General features: G+C 33.0%; 17 protein-coding genes and 1 pseudogene. 16 read left to right on the top strand and 2 right to left on the bottom strand.

All coding sequences use genetic code 11. The features are described from left to right. Positions 1-14 precede the first annotated feature (14 nt). The 13 genes from pstC (at position 15) to G314FT_RS09170 (ending at position 16,050) form a co-directional block, all read left to right on the top strand. The gene (gene pstC, locus G314FT_RS09230) at positions 15-935 is read left to right on the top strand and encodes a phosphate ABC transporter permease subunit PstC (RefSeq protein WP_257700910.1); all 921 of its coding nucleotides are present in this window, start codon (positions 15-17) and stop codon (positions 933-935) included. Beyond that, positions 935-1,819 (top strand): phosphate ABC transporter permease PstA, encoded by an 885-nt coding sequence (gene pstA, locus G314FT_RS09225; RefSeq protein WP_257700908.1) that lies wholly within the window; start codon positions 935-937, stop codon positions 1,817-1,819. The genes pstC and pstA overlap by 1 nt, the downstream gene beginning before the upstream one ends. Before the next feature lie 13 nt (positions 1,820-1,832). Continuing rightward, entirely contained in the window at positions 1,833-2,642 is an 810-nt protein-coding gene (gene pstB, locus G314FT_RS09220) for a phosphate ABC transporter ATP-binding protein PstB (protein ID WP_257700906.1), read from the top strand. Between the two features lie 11 nt (positions 2,643-2,653). After that, the gene (pstB, locus tag G314FT_RS09215) at positions 2,654-3,406 is read left to right on the top strand and encodes a phosphate ABC transporter ATP-binding protein PstB (RefSeq protein ID WP_117974009.1); all 753 of its coding nucleotides are present in this window, start codon (positions 2,654-2,656) and stop codon (positions 3,404-3,406) included. A 38-nt stretch (positions 3,407-3,444) separates the two neighbouring features. Next, a complete protein-coding gene (gene phoU / locus G314FT_RS09210) occupies positions 3,445-4,122 on the top strand; it encodes a phosphate signaling complex protein PhoU (RefSeq protein WP_257700904.1) in 678 nt (225 codons plus the stop codon). Between the two features lie 193 nt (positions 4,123-4,315). Beyond that, positions 4,316-5,512, top strand: a complete 1,197-nt coding sequence (locus tag G314FT_RS09205) for an argininosuccinate synthase (RefSeq protein ID WP_257700902.1) — start codon at positions 4,316-4,318, stop codon at positions 5,510-5,512. A gap of 4 nt (positions 5,513-5,516) precedes the next feature. Further along, entirely contained in the window at positions 5,517-6,902 is a 1,386-nt protein-coding gene (argH, locus tag G314FT_RS09200) for an argininosuccinate lyase (RefSeq protein WP_257700901.1), read from the top strand. Positions 6,903-7,039: 137 nt separating this feature from the next. After that, the gene (locus G314FT_RS09195; RefSeq protein ID WP_257700899.1) at positions 7,040-8,344 is read left to right on the top strand and encodes a murein hydrolase activator EnvC family protein; all 1,305 of its coding nucleotides are present in this window, start codon (positions 7,040-7,042) and stop codon (positions 8,342-8,344) included. 185 nt (positions 8,345-8,529) lie between these two features. Then, complete coding sequence (gene liaX / locus G314FT_RS09190) at positions 8,530-10,029, top strand: daptomycin-sensing surface protein LiaX (protein ID WP_257700897.1); 1,500 nt, start codon at positions 8,530-8,532, stop codon at positions 10,027-10,029. 17 nt (positions 10,030-10,046) lie between these two features. After that, positions 10,047-10,367 carry a PspC domain-containing protein gene (locus G314FT_RS09185; protein WP_117974017.1) on the top strand — a complete coding sequence of 107 codons (321 nt, stop codon included), beginning with the start codon at positions 10,047-10,049 and terminating at the stop codon, positions 10,365-10,367. After that, a complete protein-coding gene (locus G314FT_RS09180; RefSeq protein WP_257700896.1) occupies positions 10,367-10,720 on the top strand; it encodes a phage holin family protein in 354 nt (117 codons plus the stop codon). The genes G314FT_RS09185 and G314FT_RS09180 overlap by 1 nt, the downstream gene beginning before the upstream one ends. A gap of 181 nt (positions 10,721-10,901) precedes the next feature. After that, positions 10,902-15,143 carry a 2-hydroxyacyl-CoA dehydratase gene (locus G314FT_RS09175; protein WP_257700894.1) on the top strand — a complete coding sequence of 1,414 codons (4,242 nt, stop codon included), beginning with the start codon at positions 10,902-10,904 and terminating at the stop codon, positions 15,141-15,143. Between the two features lie 172 nt (positions 15,144-15,315). After that, a complete protein-coding gene (locus G314FT_RS09170) occupies positions 15,316-16,050 on the top strand; it encodes a potassium channel family protein (protein WP_257700892.1) in 735 nt (244 codons plus the stop codon). A 58-nt stretch (positions 16,051-16,108) separates the two neighbouring features. On the opposite strand, the pseudogene G314FT_RS09165 reads toward G314FT_RS09170, so the two are convergent. Beyond that, positions 16,109-16,517 (bottom strand): annotated as a pseudogene (locus G314FT_RS09165) (IS30 family transposase); the annotation flags it as partial. Between the two features lie 531 nt (positions 16,518-17,048). Here G314FT_RS09165 and rpsP point away from each other — a divergent pair. Continuing rightward, positions 17,049-17,324 (top strand): 30S ribosomal protein S16, encoded by a 276-nt coding sequence (gene rpsP / locus G314FT_RS09160; protein ID WP_117974025.1) that lies wholly within the window; start codon positions 17,049-17,051, stop codon positions 17,322-17,324. Between the two features lie 13 nt (positions 17,325-17,337). Continuing rightward, on the top strand, positions 17,338-17,586 hold the full coding sequence (locus G314FT_RS09155; protein WP_125958135.1) for a KH domain-containing protein: 249 nt from the start codon (positions 17,338-17,340) through the stop codon (positions 17,584-17,586). A 16-nt stretch (positions 17,587-17,602) separates the two neighbouring features. On the opposite strand, the gene G314FT_RS09150 is transcribed toward G314FT_RS09155, so the two are convergent. Next, positions 17,603-18,484 carry a YitT family protein gene (locus tag G314FT_RS09150; protein WP_257700888.1) on the bottom strand — a complete coding sequence of 294 codons (882 nt, stop codon included), beginning with the start codon at positions 18,482-18,484 and terminating at the stop codon, positions 17,603-17,605. 173 nt (positions 18,485-18,657) lie between these two features. On the opposite strand from G314FT_RS09150, the gene ppdK reads away from it, so the two are divergent. Then, on the top strand, positions 18,658-21,294 hold the full coding sequence (gene ppdK, locus G314FT_RS09145) for a pyruvate, phosphate dikinase (protein WP_257700879.1): 2,637 nt from the start codon (positions 18,658-18,660) through the stop codon (positions 21,292-21,294). The last annotated feature ends 3 nt before the right edge of the window (positions 21,295-21,297 follow it).

Genomic DNA, 21,297 nt, shown 5'->3' with positions numbered 1-21,297 from the left:
TAGGAGGATATATTTTGGAAGATATTCAAAGCAAATTGCTAAAAAAGTCAAAAAAAGCAAAGTTGGAACAATTTGGTAAGACGATTAGTTTTATTGCCATTTTATTTATTGTTGTCGTCGTCGTTGCTATCTTTTATTTTGTAGCGAGTAAAGGTTTAGCCACCTTCTTTAAAGATAAAGTAAATCTATTTGATTTTCTTTTTGGGAAAGAATGGAACCCAGGATCTGTGAGTGACTCTGGAAAACCATTGGTTGGAGCATTGCCAATGATTACAGGATCGTTTATTGTGACACTATTATCTGCTATTATTGCAACACCATTTGCGATTGGTGCAGCGGTTTTTATGACAGAAATCTCACCAAAATTAGGAACAAAAGTATTACAGCCAGTTATTGAATTACTTGTTGGTATCCCTTCAGTTGTTTATGGATTTATTGGACTATCTGTTGTGGTTCCTACTGTACGTAATGTATTTGGAGGGTCTGGATTTGGTATTTTGGCTGGAACTTTTGTTTTATTTGTTATGATTTTACCGACAGTAACATCAATGACAATTGATGCATTAAAAGCCGTACCAAGACATTACCGTGAAGCATCATTAGCACTTGGGGCAACACGTTGGCAAACAATCTATAAGGTAGTGCTAAGAGCGGCAGTTCCAGGTATTTTAACTGCTGTTGTATTTGGTATGGCAAGAGCCTTTGGGGAAGCTTTAGCAATTCAAATGGTTATTGGTAATGCCTCACTTATGCCACATAACTTAATTACACCAGCCTCAACTTTAACAAGTGTGTTAACTATGGGAATAGGAAATACTGTTATGGGAACACTTGAAAACAATGCACTTTGGTCATTAGCTTTACTATTGCTATTAATGTCTCTATTCTTTAATATTGTGACACGATTAATTGGTAAAAAAGGAGAGCTGAAATAATGAATGCAAAAAAAGCGGATAAGATAGCAACAGGCGTATTATACGCCGTTGCAGGTATTATTACATTAATCCTGGCTAGTTTAATTTTGTATATTTTAGGTCGTGGATTACCTCATATCAGTTGGAGTTTCTTAACGACACCATCTAAGAGTTTTCAAGCTGGTGGTGGTATTGGGATTCAGTTGTTTAACTCATTTTACTTATTAATTATTACGATGCTAATTAGTATTCCAATTTCTTTAGGAGCTGGTATTTATTTATCAGAATATGCAAAGAAAAACTTTTTTACTAATGCTATTCGTACAGCTATTGAAGTATTAAGTTCACTTCCTTCAGTGGTTGTTGGTTTATTTGGATTCTTAGTGTTTGTTATTCAAGCTGGTTTAGGCTTTTCTATTATTTCTGGTGCATTAGCTTTAACGTTTTTCAACTTACCCCTCTTAACAAGAAATGTTGAAGAATCATTAAAAGCTGTGCATTATACACAACGTGAAGCAGGATTAGCTCTTGGCTTATCAAGATGGGAAACTGTCACACGTGTTGTGATTCCTGAAGCACTACCAGGTATTTTAACAGGGGTTATTTTAGGAGCAGGTCGTATTTTTGGTGAAGCCGCAGCGTTAATCTATACTGCTGGACAAAGTGCTCCAGCACTTGATTTTACTAATTGGAACCCATTAAGCATTTCTAGTCCATTAAATATCTTTAGACAGGCAGAAACACTAGCTGTTCATATTTGGAAAATTAATAGTGAGGGTAACATGCCAGATGGCGCTCAAGTATCAGCAGGAGCCTCTGCTGTGTTAATTATTGCTGTGTTACTATTTAACTTTTTAGCACGTTTCTTAGGTAAGAAACTTCATAAAAAAATTACATCAGCTTAGATTGGGGATTTAAATGAAAACTTATAATACCGATGATACGCATATCATAACAATGAATAAAGATAAACAGAATTTGGCATTAGAGACAAAAGATATACATGTTTGGTATGGTGATAATGAGGCGATTAAAGGGGTATCACTAGAATTTGAAAAAAATAAAATCACGTCTCTTATTGGTCCCTCAGGATGTGGGAAATCAACTTATTTACGTTCTTTGAATCGCATGAATGATCAAATCGACGGGACAAAAGTGACAGGAAAAATTATTTATAAAAACATTGACATCAATTCGTCAAAAGTTGATGTTTATGAGATGAGAAAACATATTGGAATGGTGTTTCAAAGACCTAATCCATTCAGTAAATCTATTTATGAAAACATTACATTTGCCTTAAAACGTCATGGACAAAAAGATAAACAAACTTTGGATGAAGCAGTCGAAACAAGTTTAAAACAGGCAGCTTTATGGGATCAAGTAAAAGACGATTTACATAAAAGTGCATTAGCATTATCAGGTGGACAACAACAACGACTTTGTATCGCTCGTGCTATCGCGATGAAACCAGATATTTTATTGCTGGATGAACCAGCTAGTGCACTAGATCCAATTTCTACTAGTAAGGTGGAAGAAACATTAATTAATTTAAAAGAAGATTACACGATTGTCATCGTAACACATAATATGCAACAAGCGTCTCGTATTAGTGATTATACTGCGTTCTTTTACATGGGTAAGGTGTTAGAATATGATCAAACGAAAAAAATCTTCACTCGTCCAAAAATACAAGCAACCGAAGATTATGTTTCAGGTCACTTTGGTTAAGGAGGAACGTCATGTCAATAATTGAATCAAACGACTTGCACTTATATTATGGTAATAATGAAGCTTTAAAGGGAATTACGATGGATTTTGATCAAGGTGGAATTACGGCTTTGATTGGCCCATCAGGATGTGGAAAATCAACTTTTTTAAGAACGTTAAATCGAATGAATGATTTAATTCCATCTGTAACGATTACAGGAAAAGTGACGTATAAAAATAATGATATCTATAGTCCAAAAACAGATATTGTCACACTACGTAAACAAATTGGAATGGTGTTCCAACAACCTAATCCTTTTCCATTTAGTATTTATGAAAATGTTATTTATGGTTTACGATTGGAAGGAAAGCACTCTAAAGAAGAATTAGATCGTATAGTGGAAGAAAGTCTAAAAGCTGCAGCGGTTTGGGATGATGTAAAAGATAAATTAAATAAAAGTGCACTTTCTTTGTCTGGTGGACAACAACAGCGGGTATGTATCGCTCGAGTATTAGCTGTTCAACCTGAAGTTATCTTATTGGATGAACCAACTAGTGCTCTTGATCCAGTTTCTAGTGGTAAAATAGAAAATATGCTGTTAGAATTAAAAGATGACTATACAATGATTATGGTAACACATAATATGCAACAAGCCTCACGTATATCAGATAAAACAGCATTTTTTCTAAATGGTGATTTAATTGAATATGATAAAACGAAAAAAATATTTTTAAATCCTGGACAAAAAGAAACAGAAGATTATATCACTGGTAAGTTTGGTTAACCAAAAAAGATAAGGCAAGATGAAGGAGATGAAGGAAAATGCTTAGAAGTCAATTTGAAGAAGATTTACAAAATCTACATGATAAATTTGAAAACATGGGTAATGATGTAAATACAGCGATTAGTAATTCTGTACGTGCATTTATTGACCATGATAAATCACTAGCAAAAGATGTGATTGAATCTGATAGCGAAATCAATGCACAGGAATTAGGTCTGGAAAAGAAGAGTTTTGAAATGATTGCTCTACAACAACCTGTTACAACAGATTTAAGACGCATTGTAACAATCATGAAAGCAAGTTCCGACTTAGAACGTATGGGAGATCATGCTGTTTCAATTGCAAAAGCAACGATTCGATTAAAAGGAAACAAACGTGTTTTATCGATTGAAGAGGAAATATCTGATATGGCGACACACGTAATGGGAATGGTTAGTTCTGTATTGGATGCTTATATTCATACAGATAGTGATAAAGCAATCAAAATTGCTCAAAGTGATAGAGTAACGAATGATTATTTTAAATCAATTTATCGTCATTCAATTAAAGCGATGGAACAAGATACTGAAACAGTTATTGTAGGAGCTGATTATTTACAGGTTGCTGGATATTTAGAACGTATCGGCGATTATGTTTGCAATATCTGTGAGTGGATTATCTACTTAAGAACAGGTAAAATATCCGAATTAGCAGCAACCATGCATGAAGATGAATAATTAATCAAAACACTTAGATTTATTATCTAAGTGTTTTTTTTATACATTTTGAAGCTTTTATATTCACTTTAAATGTCTTTCTAAGAATAAATATTAATTTTTGCGTTTTTTTATGAATAAATATGTTGACAATGTAACTTGAAACGGATAATATTGAACATAATTTAACTCGTAGAAAATGGAGGAATATAATATGACAAAAGAAAAAGTCGTTTTAGCTTATTCAGGTGGATTGGATACATCAGTAGCAATTAGTTGGTTGAAAAAAGATTATGATGTGGTAGCGGTATGTTTAGATGTGGGTGAAGGGAAAGATTTAGATTTTATTAAAGAAAAAGCCCTGACAGTTGGCGCTATTGAATCTTATGTGATTGATGTTCGTGAAGAGTTTGCGACAGAGTTTGTTTTACCAGCTTTACAGGCACATGCTTACTATGAGCAAAAATACCCATTAGTATCGGCTTTAAGTCGTCCATTAATTTCAAAAAAATTAGTAGAATTAGCTCATCAAGTTGATGCAACAGTGATTGCACATGGCTGTACAGGAAAAGGAAATGATCAAGTTCGTTTTGAAGTGGCAATTGCCTCACTTGATCCAAAAATTAAAGTGATTGCTCCTGTTCGTGAGTGGAAATGGTCTCGTGAAGAAGAAATCAATTACGCTAAAGAAAATGGCGTGCCAGTTCCAGCTGATTTAAATAATCCTTATTCAGTTGATCAAAATTTATGGGGACGTGCCAATGAATGTGGTGTTTTAGAAAACCCATGGAATGAAGCACCAGAAGAAGCATATGCTTTAACTGTTTCTCCAGAAAATGCACCAGACACTCCTGAGTATGTGGATATTAAGTTTGAACAAGGCGTTCCAGTAAGTCTTAATGGAAAAAAATATAGTCTAGCAGAATTAATACAAGAACTGAATGAATTAGCTGGAAAACATGGTGTAGGACGAATCGATCACGTTGAAAATCGTTTAGTTGGAATTAAATCACGTGAAATTTATGAGTGCCCAGGAGCGATGACACTATTAACAGCTCATAAAGAGATTGAAGATTTAACACTCGTGCGCGAAGTGTCACATTTTAAACCAATTTTAGAAAACGAATTATCTAATCTAATATACAATGCATTATGGTTTAATCCAGCAACACAAGCGATTTTAGCATATATTAAAGAAACGCAAAAAGTAGTTAATGGAACCGCAAAAGTGAAATTATACAAGGGGAATGCCACTGTTGTAGCAAGAAAATCACCGAATTCTTTATACGATGAAAACTTAGCAACTTATACAAGCGCCGATACATTTGATCAAGATGCAGCAGTTGGTTTTATCAAATTATGGGGATTGCCTACAAAAGTTAATGCAGAAGTCAATGATTCAAAGGAGTAATAGAATGAAAAATGAAAAATTATGGGGCGGTAGATTTGAAAAAAGTTTAGAGCATTGGGTGGAAGAATTTGGAGCCTCTATCACGTTTGATCAAAAGATGGCAGAGTTTGACATTAAAGGTTCAATTGCGCATGCTAAAATGCTTGGACAAACTGGCATTATTGATTTAGCAGAATCTGAAACATTAGTTAAAGGTTTAGAAGAATTATTAACTGAGTATCATGATGGAAAACTTGTTTTTAATGTAACGAATGAAGATATTCATATGAATATGGAAGTATTATTAACCCAAAAAGTAGGAGCAGTTGCCGGAAAGTTGCACACTGCTCGCTCACGAAATGATCAAGTTGCTACAGATATGCATTTGTATTTAAAATATCATTTAAGCGTAGTTAATCAAAAATTAAAAAATTTACGAGAAGTACTAGTGACGCTAGCTAATGATCATGTTGAAACCATTATGCCAGGATATACTCATCTGCAACATGCACAGCCAATTTCTTTAGGTCATTATTTTATGGCATATTATAGTATGTTCACACGTGATAGCGATCGTTTTACTTTTAATATGATACACACAGATATTTCACCACTAGGAGCTGCAGCACTAGCTGGAACAACATTTCCAATTAATCGAGAGTTAACCGCTGATTTAATGGCGTTTTCAGATATTTATACTAATTCACTTGATGCTGTATCAGACCGAGATTTTATTTTAGAATTTCTATCAAATGCCAGTATTTTGATGATGCACATGTCTCGTATGTGTGAAGAATTAATCTTATGGTGCTCTAATGAATGTCAGTATATTTCACTATCAGATACTTTTTCAACGGGTTCTTCTATTATGCCACAAAAAAAGAATCCCGATATGGCAGAATTAATTCGTGGTAAAACAGGAAGAGTCTATGGGAATTTGATGTCATTATTAACTATCATGAAGTCATTACCACTTTCGTATAATAAAGACTTACAAGAAGACAAAGAGGGTATGTTTGATACTGTTGAAACAATTAGTGTGTCAATTGATATTTTAGCAGGGATGCTTGAAACAATGACAATAAATAAAGAAAAAATGCTTTATTCAACTGAAAAAGATTTTTCTAATGCAACAGAATTGGCAGATTATTTAGCTTCTAAGGGAGTACCATTTAGACAAGCACATGAAATTGTAGGATCACTTGTTCTAGAATGTACTACTGCTGGTTGTTATTTACAAGATGTTCCTCTAACTCGTTACAAAGAATTATCTCCTTTAATAGAGGATAACATATATGATGTGTTACAGTCTCAAACAGCTGTGAAACGAAGAAATAGTCTTGGTGGAACAGGCTTTGAACAAGTAAAGCATCAAATCTCTCTGGCAAAATCAACGTTATCAAGTGAGTAAAGTGATCATATAAGAGTTGGCGGACTAAGATAGTATGATTGAAAAATGTAATTTTTTTGTAACCATTTTATGAAGAATTTATGTTATAGTTTATAATGAAGATGGTAAATAGAGATAGAATTGGAGTTAGACTATACATGAGATTTAAAAAAATTATTGCCTTTACTTTATTAACAACAACCCTATCTGGATTTGTTTGTCCGGCTGTTATTCATGCTGAGAGTGTTGATAAAAAAATAGAGGACTCTCAAAAAAAAATAGATGAGTTAAATGCAAAGAAAAATGCATCAGATAAAACTCTATCTGATTTAAATTCAACTATTACGAAATTGGATAAAGATATTAATAAGGTGTTAGAAGAAAAGGCATCATTAGAAAAAGAAATTAATTCATTAACAAAAGAAATAGATGATTTAACAATCATTATTAATAAGCGTAACAAACAAATAGAAAGTCAAGCTCGTTCTATGCAGTTAAATAAGGAAGATCAAGACTTAGTCAATGTTATCTTAGAATCAGAATCAATATCTGATGCACTTAGTCGAACAGTAGCCTATTCCAAGTTAGTCTCAGCAAATAAAGATATTATGGATGAACAAAAAAAAGATCAAGCTACCTTAGCTAAGAAAAAAGAAACATTAAATAAAAAAGTTGATGATGTTAACAAGACAGCTAAAGAGTTAAAAACAAAACAAGAAAAATTAGAAAAAAGTAAAGCAGAGCAAGTTGCTTTGGCAGATAAAATTTTAAAAGAGTTATCAAAAGAAACGGATAATAAATCTGCATATGAATCACAAAAAGCAGAAGCTAAACGTATTTCTGAAGAAAATAAAAAGCGTTTGAAAGAATTATCGGATAAACAAGCAGCAGCTAAAAAAGCGTTACAAGTACAACGTGAAAAAGAACAAAAAGAAGCAGAAGCCAAACAATTAGAAGCTCAATCGAGTCTTTCAATTTCTAAGCAATCTAGTGCGATTGGAAAGAGTAATAATAATACCAAAACAGATGAAGATAAAAAAGAAACAGTCTCACTACCAAGTCAAGATGGCTTCTCATTGCCACTTTCTGGAGGGTATACGATAACGAGTGGGTTTGGTTCAAGAACGGATCCAACTGGTTACTCAGGAGATCATCATGATGGAATTGATTTAGCTACTGGAGCAGGAACTCCAATATTGGCATCTAGAGCTGGTCAAGTAGTGGAAGCAAGTTATCATCCAAGTGCTGGTAATCACGTGATTATTTTACATGACAATGGATTGTACACATACTATATGCATATGACAAATATCGGCACAAGTGTTGGCTCAGTAGTTGACGCAGGAGACACAATTGGGACAGTTGGATCAACAGGAAATTCAACAGGAGCTCATTTACATTTTGGTATTAGTTCTAGTTTATGGAATGGATTTATTAATCCAACGTCTATCTTATCGTTTTAGTCAGTAAGCTATAAAAACCTTAAAATTTATTTTAAGGTTTTTATTTTTTAGAATGATAAACGAATAAGTCTTGGTATACAGGAATAAATCCAACTCAAGTCCTATGACATTTGTTTAAAAATAAGACATAATATGAGTGTAGGTTAGTAATGTTATAGATAAAGAAGTTAAGAGGAGGATATATAATGAACGAACGTGAACGAATTTTAGACTTAGTTAAAAAAGGCATTTTAACTACTGATGAGGCATTAGTACTATTAGAAAATATTGCCACAGAAAAAGATGAAAAATTAATTGATAATGAAGCCAAGCAAGTAAATTATAAATCAGCAGAAAGCCAATCCAAAACAGGATACAATGATAGTAAAGTATTAGAAAGAGTGTTAGAAAAATTAGCAGAAGAAGAAAATAGAAAATCTGTAGAATATGATGAATTAACAGTTGAAATTCAAGGATTAAGACAAGATATTCGAGAAATTGAAGAACAACTGACAGTCTTTGATACAATGGAAGATTTAGACACATTGACTCCTGAAAAAGAAGCTGAGCGAGAGCAACTAAAAAAAGACTTAGCTTATTTAAAAGAAACAGATATTCAATTATCTAATGAAAAAGCAGAATTAAATGAAGAATTAAAATCGATAAAAAAAGAGCGTCGTGATACACAAGAAACAGAAAAAATATTAGGGTTTGATATTCCAAAAGATTGGAAAGAACAAACCAATGAAAAAATAAACCATGCTTCTGGTAAAGTAGAAGAAGCAGGGAAATACTTTGGTGAGTTTTTGAAAAAAACAGTGGATGCGGTTAGTTCTACCGTTTCTGATAATGTTGAATGGAAAGACGTTAACATCAAAGTACCTGGTGTAAGTTCTCATAGTTTTACACATGAATTTCTTTATCCAAATAGTACAGCTACATTGATTGATGTCAAAGTAGCAAATGGTAAAGTTAAATTTAAAACATGGAATCAACCAGATGTTAAGGTTGTTGCAAACATTAAGTTTTATGGTAAATTAAACAACAACACACCATTTGAAGCATTCATTGAGCGTAGTGAAATTGTTGTAGATGAAGAAAACATTTCATTTCAAGTACCAAACAAACGACTAAGTTGTGAATTAGATTTTTATTTACCACAACATTTATTTGATCATGTATCAGTGAAAATGTTAAATGGCGATATTAAAGTTGAAGATATGTTACTGGGTGATATTTTCCTCAAATCAACAAATGGTAAAATGAAGGTGAAAAATATTAAAGCAACTATGCTTGAAGTTGAAGGTGTTAATGGTGATATTCAAGTAGAAGATAGTGACATTGTTGATTTTATTGGTCAAACTGTTAACGGTGAATTAATCAGTAAATCTGTTATTGAGCATACTAATGTATCATTAATTAACGGAACAGTAAAAGTTACTTCAAATGATTTAAAAACAAAAAAAATTAAAGCAACTGTAGTAAATGGTGATATTAAAGTATCACTTGCAAAACAAGTAGGTATTCAAGCGGATTGCCAAACGAACTTTGGCTCAATTAAAAATCGTTTTGATAACATTGATATTTTAAAAGAAAAGAAAGAGCGAATGAATCAAATGGTTGAATTTGTTCGACAAGATGATAATATGGTTAAATTATCTTTAAATACTACAACAGGAAGTATTTACTTGAAAGATAATGACTAATAGATGGAGTGATAAAAATGGGAAGAAAACTAACAAAATCAAGTAATAATATTGTTTTAACAGGAACATTAGCAGGTATTGCAGAATATTTTAATATCGATCCAACCTTGGTAAGAATCATTTATGTGATTCTATCAATGTTTACACTAGGTTCACCAATTATTTTATATATTTTGCTAGCCTTAATTGTTCCAGGTTCAAATAAACAAAGTAGACCACGTTCTCCATATGAAGGATATGGCGGTTATAATTATGAAGAATCATCTAAACAATATAAAGCAAAACGACCAAGAAAAGAAGCACAAAAAGTAGAAGAAGATGACTGGAGTGACTTTTAGTGACATACTTTCAACGTCTAATTATTAATACGTTGGCGTTCATCTCATTATCTGTATTATTTCCTTCCATGTTTTATGTTAATAATTTTATGATAGCCATTGTGGCAAGTGTTGTTTTATCGGCATTAAATGTATTAGTAAAACCCATATTACATATCTTGTCACTACCTATTACACTCATAACATTTGGTTTGTTTAGTTTCGTGATAAATGGGATTATGTTAAAATTTACATCAGTGATTGTCGGTGAACAAAACTTTGCTTTCTCTAGTTTAGGAGCAGCAGTATTTATTTCGCTACTTCTTTCATTGATTAATTCCATTGTGATTAATAGACATGTCGATAGATATTAAAATTGTATGATAGTAAAGCATATAGTGTGTTAACACTGTATGCTTTTTTTGTTTATTTATATGATTATCCGTTAGTTTATCTCTTTGCTAGATTTTTTATGTCTTTTGATTTAAACTGGTATTTATGAAAAAGTTTTGAAAATGAACTATAAGAACAGATAAAGAAAGTAGGAAAAGAAGGATGACATTACGTTCTGGCATTGATGTAGGATCAACTACAGTGAAATTAATTGTGATAGATGAAGACAATAATATATTGTTTTCTAAGTATGAACGTCATTATTCCGACGTTAAAACCGCCACAATTAAAATATTAAAAGAAGCACAAGAAGTAATTGGTGACCAACCATTAACAATGAATATCACAGGTTCAGGCGGCATTGGTTTAGCTGATATTTTAGATATTGAATTTATCCAAGAAGTGATTGCCTGTACGAAAACGGTAGAAGAGATAATACCGGAAACTGATGTGGCGATTGAATTAGGCGGTGAAGATGCGAAGATAACCTTTTTTGATGGTGCAATGGAACAACGAATGAACGGTAGTTGTGCTGGTGGTACAGGGGCTTTCATCGACCAAATGGCAACTCTTTTAAAAACAGATGCTAATGGTGTTAATGAACTTGCAAAAAATTATCATACTATTTACCCAATTGCTTCACGATGTGGGGTCTTTGCTAAAACAGATGTGCAACCTTTAATTAATGAAGGTGCTGCCAAAGAAGATATTGCAGCCAGTATTTTTCAGGCTGTTGTCAATCAAACAATCACAGGATTAGCTTCTGGACGAAAAATAAAAGGAAAAATAGCCTTTTTAGGTGGTCCTTTATACTTTATGTCAGAATTACGTCAACGATTTATCGAAACATTAGATATTAAAGATGAAGATGTCATTTTTCCTGACAATCCACAATTATTTGTGGCAATGGGTGCTTCACTTGCTTCTGAAGGGTCTAAGGCTAATGTTTTAAGTGATTTAATTCACTTGTTGGAAACAGAGGACATGTCAGAATTATCGACGTCTGATCGTTTAGAGCCATTATTTCAAACGGCTGAAGAATTAAATCAATTTAGAGAACGACATAATAAAGCCTCAGTTCAGAAGAAAGATTTAGCGACACATGAAGGAGCAGTCTTTTTAGGAATTGATGCAGGGTCAACAACAACAAAATTAACATTGATTGATGAGGAAGGAAATCTTCTTTATTCTTACTATGGTAATAACGAAGGAGAACCACTAGAAACGACCATTCGTATCATAAAAGCAGTCTACAAACAATTGCCTGAAAAAGCTTTTATTGCCAAATCAGCGATTACTGGTTATGGTGAAAAATTAATTCAACACGCATTGAAAATAGATATTGGAGAAGTTGAAACAGTAGCTCATTATAAATCTGCCAATTATTTTAATCCAGGTGTGGACTTTATTTTAGATATTGGTGGACAGGATATGAAAGCTATGACGATTAAAAATGGTGTTTTATCATCTATCCAGTTAAACGAAGCTTGTTCATCTGGATGTGGCTCGTTTATTGAATCATTTGCAAAATCACTTAATTATGGAGTAGAAGATTTTGCTGACTTGGCACTAGAAGCTAGTAACCCTGTTGATTTAGGGTCAAAATGTACCGTATTTATGAATTCAAAAGTAAAACAAGCCCAAAAAGAAGGTGCATCTGTTGGAGAAATTTCTGCTGGTTTGTCTTATTCTGTTGTTAAAAATGCGTTGTATAAAGTGATTAAAGTACGAAGACCAGAAGAATTAGGTGAAAAAATCGTTTGCCAAGGTGGAACTTTTTATAACGAATCTGTCTTGCGTGCTTTTGAACAACTTGTCGGGCGTGAGGTTGTTAGACCGTCGATTGCTGGATTAATGGGAGCTTTTGGTGCCTCGCTTATTGCATTAGAAGATTATGAGTTAGGCGATGAGTCTACCATGTTATCTTCGGAAGAACTGGATGAGTTATCAGTAGAAAAAGATAGGATGGATTGTGGACTTTGTGAAAATCATTGTATGCTAACTGTGACACTTTTTTCCGATGGCCGTCAATTTATTACGGGAAATCGCTGTGAACGTGGAGCTAGAATTAAAGTTAAAAAAGAAGATAAAAAAGAAAATTTAGTGGATTATAAATATAAACGTTTATTTAAATACAAACCACTTCGTAAAAAAGAAGTAACTCGTGGAGAAATAGGGTTACCACGTGTACTTAATATGTATGAAAATTATCCATTGTGGCATACGTTTTTTACCGATTTAGGATTTAGGGTGAAACTCTCACCACGCTCGAATAAGTCAGTCTATGAAAAAGGCATGGAAACGATACCGAGTGATACTGTCTGTTATCCTGCCAAACTATCGCATGGACATGTTCAGTCATTGATTGGTGACGGAGTTCCGTTGATTTTTTATCCAGGCGTTATCTTTGAAAGACAAGAAGAAAAGTCAGCAGACAATCATTTTAATTGTCCAATCGTTCAAAGTTATCCTGATGTGTTACGAAATAATATGGATGACATCAGAGAGGGAAAAGTGGATTATCGTAACCCATTTTTAAACTTAGCGGATCCTGATTCAGTGGCACATGTTTTATATGAGTGCTTTAAAGATTTTGATGTGACACAAGAAGAAGTGACAAATGCCTTAACACATGGGTATGATGAGTTGGAGAAATTTAAAGAAGACATCCGAGCAAAAGGTGAAGAGACTCTTCGCATGTTGACGTTAAAAGGTGAAAAAGGGATTGTCCTAGCGGGTCGACCATATCACATTGATCCAGAAATCAATCATGGTATTTCACAAATTATTATTCAAGAAGGGTTTCATGTGTTAACAGAAGATAGTATTTCTCATTTGGAAGAAGTAGACAATTTGCGTGTAGTCAATCAATGGGTGTATCATTCTCGTTTATATGCAGCAGCTAAAGTGGTTGGAAAGAATAAGCATTTAGAAATGATTCAACTTAATTCATTTGGTTGTGGGATAGATGCTGTGACAACTGACCAAGTGGAAGAAATATTAGATAGATATGGTAAAATTTTTACCGTACTAAAAATTGATGAAGGGTTAAATTTAGGTGCTATTCGTATTCGTGTTCGTTCTCTTAAAGCTGCAATGAAAGAGAGAGAAAGAAATCATTATCAACCAGAAATTCAATTTGATGAACCTGAAAAAATTACGTTTACTAAAGAAATGCGAAAAAAACATACCTTACTGTTGCCAATGTTAAGTCCTATCCATCAAAGTGGATTATTTAATGTGGCACTAGAATCATCAGGATATAATGTTGTGTGTCTACCAATGATGGATAAAGAAGCAGTGAACGTAGGATTGAAATATGTGAACAATGATGCCTGTTATCCAGCGATTATCTCTATTGGACAACTTGTTGAGGCCTTACAAAGTGGTGAATATGATTTAGATAACGTGAGTGTTCTGATGACACAAACAGGAGGTGGGTGTCGTGCGACAAATTACATTCCACTTCTTAGAAAAGCGTTAAAAGAAGCAGGATTTTCTCAAGTCCCTGTTGTATCAGTTTCTCTAGGTAATAAAGGAGTCGAAACAAACCCAGGATTTAAGTTTACTTTGCCAATGTTAAAACGTATTGCAGTGGCAGTTTTGTACGGTGATTTGTTTGAGAGATTGGTTTATCGTACACGTCCATATGAAATAAATAAAGGTGAAATAGATGCATTACATCAGTCATGGCTTAAAAAAGTAGAAAAAAATGTACGTAATGGTTCTTTGACATTATTTAATAAAAATATGAAACAAATTATCAGTGACTTTGATACGATTCCATTACATGAAACCAATAAACCTAAAGTAGGAATTGTGGGAGAAATTTTTGTAAAGTATTCTCCAACTGCTAATAATGATATTGTGAGATTATTAGAAGAGGAAGGTGCTGAGGTTGTTGTGCCAGATTTGATTGGATTTATGAACTATTCTTTATACAATCAAGTTTGGAAATATGAAAATCTAGGAATGCCAAAGAAAAATAAAGTATATGCAGAATTTGCGATTAAACTAATTGAGAAAATTGAAAAGCCAATGTCAAAAGCGTTAAATAATTCGAAACGATTTAATGGGGTCCACTCAATTAAACAGTTAGCAGAAGATGCAAGTAAAGTCCTATCAATCGGTAACCATACAGGGGAAGGGTGGTTTTTAACTGGTGAGATGATTGATTTATTAAAAACAGGTGTTAATAATATTGTATGTATGCAACCGTTTGGCTGTTTACCTAACCATGTTGTTGGAAAAGGGGTAATAAAAGAATTGCGTCACCAATACCCTAGAGCAAATATTGCGGCGATTGATTATGATCCAGGAGTATCTGTTGTTAATCAATTAAATCGTATTCGTTTGATGCTATCAACCGCTAAGAAAAATATGCAACCAACTGTTAAAGTTTAGAGATAAACAAAATTAAAAACAAAACTTGATTTTTACTATAAAGTTATTTTATGATTTTTTTATCAGTGTGTATGAGATAGGCTAGGTCATTATAAATGATGAGATGATCATTCCTTTTCAATTTTTAAGAACAATTGTTTAATTTTAAAGATTAATCATGTAGGAGAGAGTAATGAACCAAGAAAAATTTAAAAAAATTTATTTACTCATGATGTTTCTATTGATTATTATTTCAATCGTTGTTAATGTTATTAATTTTCAATACAAAGAAATAATAGATATCATAATATTGCTTATTTTTGCTTTAGATAGTTTTTATACATTATGGAAAACAGACAATAAAAAGGATTATTTAAAACATCATTTTTTAGATTTTATTGCGATTATCCCATTTCATCATGCATTTCGTTTGGTAAAATTTTTTCCGCTTATCATGCAGAGTATACAAATCACTTCGCTTGGACAACGGTATTTATTGCCTGTATTTTTGAAATTACGAGAAACCGGTACAGGAAAACTTTTTAATACTTTTTTGATTATTTTTATTTTTTTACCATTACCATTACTATGGATCGAGCCTAATATCACAAATTATGAGGATTTGATTTGGTGGGAGATGCAGACTGTCACAACTGTTGGTTATGGGGATATTATGATTCAAACCGGATTAGGACGACTTGTCGGTGGGATACTAATGGTCTTAGGTGTTGGAATTATTTCAACTTTCACGAGTAACTTAACGCGTATTATTAGTCATTCTAAGAAGACCAATCATAAAAAAGCAGATGATATCATTGAAGAATTACTAAAACAAAAATCTTTTAATAAGGAAGATTTAGAAATAATTGAAGCTTGGTTAACATTAGAAAAAAAGAAACAACAAAAAATAGATAATACTAAAAAATGATAAACAAACAGCCTCGATTTTTTATATGAGGCTGTTTTATTTTATATTATTTCATTTGTCAAATTAAGCTAGACAAAATATCATTGTCTACATAACTCAAAAATACTTCCAATGGTGTTTTATAGTTTAATGATTTTCTAGGAATATTATTTCTTTTAGATGCGATAGATTGGATAAAAGATTTCTCCACTTCGTTGAAATCCATTTGTTTAGGCAAACTATCTTTACGTAATAACCTATTAGAGTTTTCATTAAGCCTCGTTGTGAGGTGTTCCTGTATCGGCAAAATAAATATCAAGATCATTTAGATTGCTGATTGATTTCCAATTAGAAAATTCTTTACCACAATCGAATGTGGTTGATTTAAATAGATGGCATGGAAACTTTTTAAACCAATTATTTAAACTATTTTCGACATCTATTGCTCGTCTGCCTATTGGTTTTAACGTAATAATCACTTTTGATAGTCCTTATTACGTTGATGGTATGATTAAATAATGAAATACGACAAAATTGAAGCAAATTAAACTTTATAAAAAATAAAGATGTTAGACCAGCAAGGTTTGTATAATCATAAAACTGGTTTAGAGCATTTAATGATGTATAAAAAGATTTAGAAATCAAAAATATCCATTAAAGAGTTAATTAATGAATTGAATATGTCATATTATATTAATGGTTTAGTAGGTAAGTATTCACTTGATATGAGACAATGATTATGGTAAAAAAAGAAATGAATGAAAACTGATTATAATCGTCTCTCATTTATTGGATAATTTAGAACAGTATGCCGATCGCATTTTCTTTTTATCGAATGGTCAATTATAATTATTTTTCGACTGAAAAACTGGAACAAAAGATCAGACAAGCGACATAAAATTTGGGTTAAACAAAAAAATTAACCTGTAAAGAAAAAACACTTTACAAGAGTAATTAAAACTGTTAAACTATGCTTTGTGATTAAAACAAATCAAAAAATTTTTGGAGGTGCCTTAATAATGGCAGTTAAAATTCGTTTAAAACGTATGGGTTCTAAAAAGAAACCTTTTTATCGTATGGTAGTAGCAGATTCTCGTTCACCTCGTGATGGACGTTACATCGAAGTAGTGGGAACTTACAACCCATTAACAGATCCAGCTCAAGTAAAAGTTGAAGAAGACTTAATCTTAGACTGGTTATCAAAAGGAGCTCAACCTTCTGATACAGTACGTAACATTTTATCTCGTGAAGGAATTATGAAAAAACATCACGAAGCTAAATATACTAAAAAATAAGGTGGACATATGAATGACTGATGCAAAAGATTTGGTATTAACCATTGTCCGTCCGTTAGTTAGTCAACCTGATTCTGTTCGTTTAGATGTTGAAGAATCTGAAGAATTTATGGAGTACAACTTAAGAGTGGCTTCAGAAGATATTGGTCGAATTATTGGTAAACAAGGTCGTGTTGCAAAAGCAATTCGTACGATTGTTTACAGTGTTCGTACGAATGATTCTAAAAGAATTCGTTTGAATATTCTAGATGATAATAATTAAAAAGCAAGCGTTAGATTTATCTAACGCTTGCTTTTTTTATTTGTTTATCTGTTGTAAAACCTCTACCAACGACTTCGTGAGCACTTGTTATCACAACAAAAGCTGATGGATCAATTGATAAAATTGATTCTTTTAGTGTCATGAATTGTTCCTCTTTTATAACTACCATAACCATTTTTTTATTTTCTAAGTTTAATCCACCTTCTATTGGAATTAAAGTAGCTCCTAAATTTAAATCAGACACAATTTGAGCTCTGATTTTTTTGTAGTCATTTGAAATAATTAAGACATTTTTGGATGATTTTGGACCTACTTGAACTCTATCGACCATCCGACTAGTTAGATACAGAGCGATAAGAGCAAATAACACTGTTTGAACATCGAATACAAACAATGCGCATAAAATAACTAAACCATCACACATTCCTAAAATAATACCTAACTTAATTGGAACAAATTTTTGAATGATTAATGCAATTAGTGCAGTACCACCTGTAGACCCTTTTCCAACAAAGACTAATCCCACACCAATACCAATAGTGATTCCACCAAAAATAGCGGATAATATAGGTTCAATATGATCTAAAGAAAATCCATTGAGTAAGGACACAAAAAAAGGAACTAACAGACTTCCTAAAATACTTTTGAAAAAAACTTCTTTTCCTAACAGTAAAAAAGCTAATAATAACAGGACCATATTAACAGAAAATAACACAATACTTGGCGTTAAATTTAGTGTCTCATTTAAGATAATGGTTAAACCATTAATCCCTCCAGCAACGATATGATTCGGTAATAGAAAAGCATTGAATCCAAATGCCACAAAGAATGTTCCGATGATAATGAACAATGTATCGCTAAATCTAGTCCCCAATTTTTTTTGTACAGCTTGTACCATAATGACTCCTCCTTGAAAATATATCGTAACTTATTTTTAAAAAATTTAAAAGCAATTTTGATTTATTCATTAAAATATTTTTAATAAAGCCTATTAAATACTTATTGATTTTATATATGACGTACTATATAATAAATAACAGGTACTAATAAAAGTTAATTGGAGGAGTTAGTGTGTTAAAACAAGTATATCAGTTTGATGAAGGCAATGCAGATATGAAAGACCTATTAGGTGGTAAGGGAGCAAACTTGGCTGAAATGACACGCTTAGGCTTACCAGTTCCACCAGGGTTTACTATTACGACTGAAGCATGTATGTCATTTTTAAATACAACAAAAGAATTATCAGATGAATTAAAAAAAGAAATAGATGAGCATTTGAGTTTGTTAGAAAAGAAAACCAATAAATCATTTGAAGGCGATAAAGATTTATTACTTGTATCTGTTCGCAGTGGAGCAAAATTTTCAATGCCTGGTATGATGGATACCATTTTAAACTTGGGATTAAATGATGAAACAGTAGAACAACTTGCTTCATTAACAGAGGACGAAGCATTTGCCTATGATTGCTACCGACGTTTGTTGCAAATGTTTGGAAACGTTGTCTTTGGAATTGATATGCAATATTTCGAAAATTATTTAACATTTTATAAACAAAAACATGGGGTAAAATTAGATAGTGATTTGACTGGTGACGATTTAAAGAGCATTGTAACAGAATTTAAACGTATTATTTTAGAAATCAAAAAGAAACCGTTCCCACAATCAGCTAAAGAACAATTACATTTAGCGATTGAAGCAGTATTTCATTCTTGGAATAATGAGCGAGCACATATTTACCGCGAGTTAAACCGTATTCCGGATGATATTGGAACAGCTGTTAATATTCAACTAATGGTTTTTGGAAATAGTGGAGATACCAGTGGAACAGGTGTTGCCTTTACAAGAAATCCAGCGACTGGTGAAAATAAATTATTTGGTGAGTACTTAATCAATGCACAAGGTGAAGATGTTGTAGCAGGTATTCGTACGCCAGAACCAATCGAAAAATTGAAAAATGATTTACCTGCAGTCTATGAAGAATTTACTCGTCTAGCTCATTTGTTAGAGCAACATTATCGTGACATGCAAGATATCGAGTTTACTGTAGAAAAAGGGAAATTATATATTTTACAAACACGAAATGGAAAACGAACAGCTCAAGCAAGTGTGAAAATTGCGGTTGATTTGGTTGAAGAAGGATTAATTCAAGAAGAAGATGCTTTAATGACATTAAATCCTGATATGATCAGTCATTTACTTCACCCAGAATTTTCAAAAGTAGCATTAGAAAAAGCGGTGAAAGTATCTGACGTTGGGTTACCAGCTAGTCCTGGCTCGGCTGTTGGAAAAATTTGTTTTGATGCAGCAACGGCAAAAGAGTGGGCAGCACAAGGTGAGAAGGTCATTCTAATGCGTCAAGAAACGTCTCCAGAGGATATCGAAGGAATGGTAGCAAGTGAGGCTATTGTCACAAGTCGTGGTGGTATGACGTCTCACGCAGCAGTTGTTGCTCGTGGAATGGGAACATGTTGTGTCGCTGGATGTAGCGAATTAGAAATCGACGAATTTTTAAAACGTGTGGTGTATCCAGGAGGTCAATTAAACGAAGGTGACGTGATTTCAGTCGATGGCTCTAATGGTGTTATCTACCTTGGAGAATTAGAAGTGGAAGTAACAGAAACCTCTCACTATTTCGATACAGTTATGGCTTGGGCTAAAAAGCATGCTCGACTTGATGTGAGAATGAATGCTGAAACAGTCAGTGATATCAAAACAGGACTGTACTTTGGTGCAGATGGTATCGGACTGATTCGTACAGAGCACATGTTTTTTGGTGCAGAACGTTTGATTCAAATGAGACGTTTCATTTTATCAAATAGCTATATTGAACGCGAAAAAGCGTTAAAAGTTATTTTAGATTATCAAATGGACGATTTTAAAGAAATATTTGAGACATTAAATGACTTGCCAGGGGTTATTCGTTTACTAGACCCACCATTGCATGAGTTTATGCCAACGAAAGAAGAAGATATTGTTCTTTTAGCTCAAGAGATGAATGTGAGTAAAAATGAAATTGAACGTCGTTTGAAAGAATTACATGAAGTGAACCCAATGCTTGGACACCGTGGCTGTCGTTTAGGTATGACGTATCCTGAACTTTATATTATGCAAAGTGAAGCGATTATTCGAAGTGCCATTGAGATGAAACGTGAAACTGGTTTAGACGTAACACCTGAAATTATGATACCATTAGTGGGAACAACAAAAGAATTAAGTGAACTAAAAGAAAAAATTGAATTGTATCTAGATGCTTTGATGGAAGAAGAAGATATCAATGTCTTTTACCGTATAGGGACAATGATTGAACTACCTAGAGCCTGTTTAATTGCCAATCAACTTGCAAAAACTGCGGATTTCTTTAGTTTTGGAACAAATGACTTAACGCAAATGACGTTCGGGTTTTCAAGAGATGATGCAGCAAAATATATTAACGAATATGTTTCAAAAGGCGTGTTACCAGTTGATCCATTCCAAACAATTGATAAAGATGGGGTGGGAGAATTGATTAAGACAGCCGTTGAAAAAGGTCGTTCAACAACACCGACGATAAAAATAGGTGTTTGCGGGGAATTAGGTGGCGACCCAACATCAATCGAATTCTTTGATGATATTAACTTGGATTATGTGTCATGTTCACCATACAGAATTCCGATTGCTTATATTGCAGCAGCTCAAAGTACCATCCGTCGTGCGTCTAATAACGAATAAAAG

The organism is Vagococcus luciliae, assembly GCF_024637875.1.
Lineage (GTDB): Bacteria > Bacillota > Bacilli > Lactobacillales > Vagococcaceae > Vagococcus > Vagococcus luciliae.
This window is presented reverse-complemented; position numbering and strand designations above follow the sequence as displayed.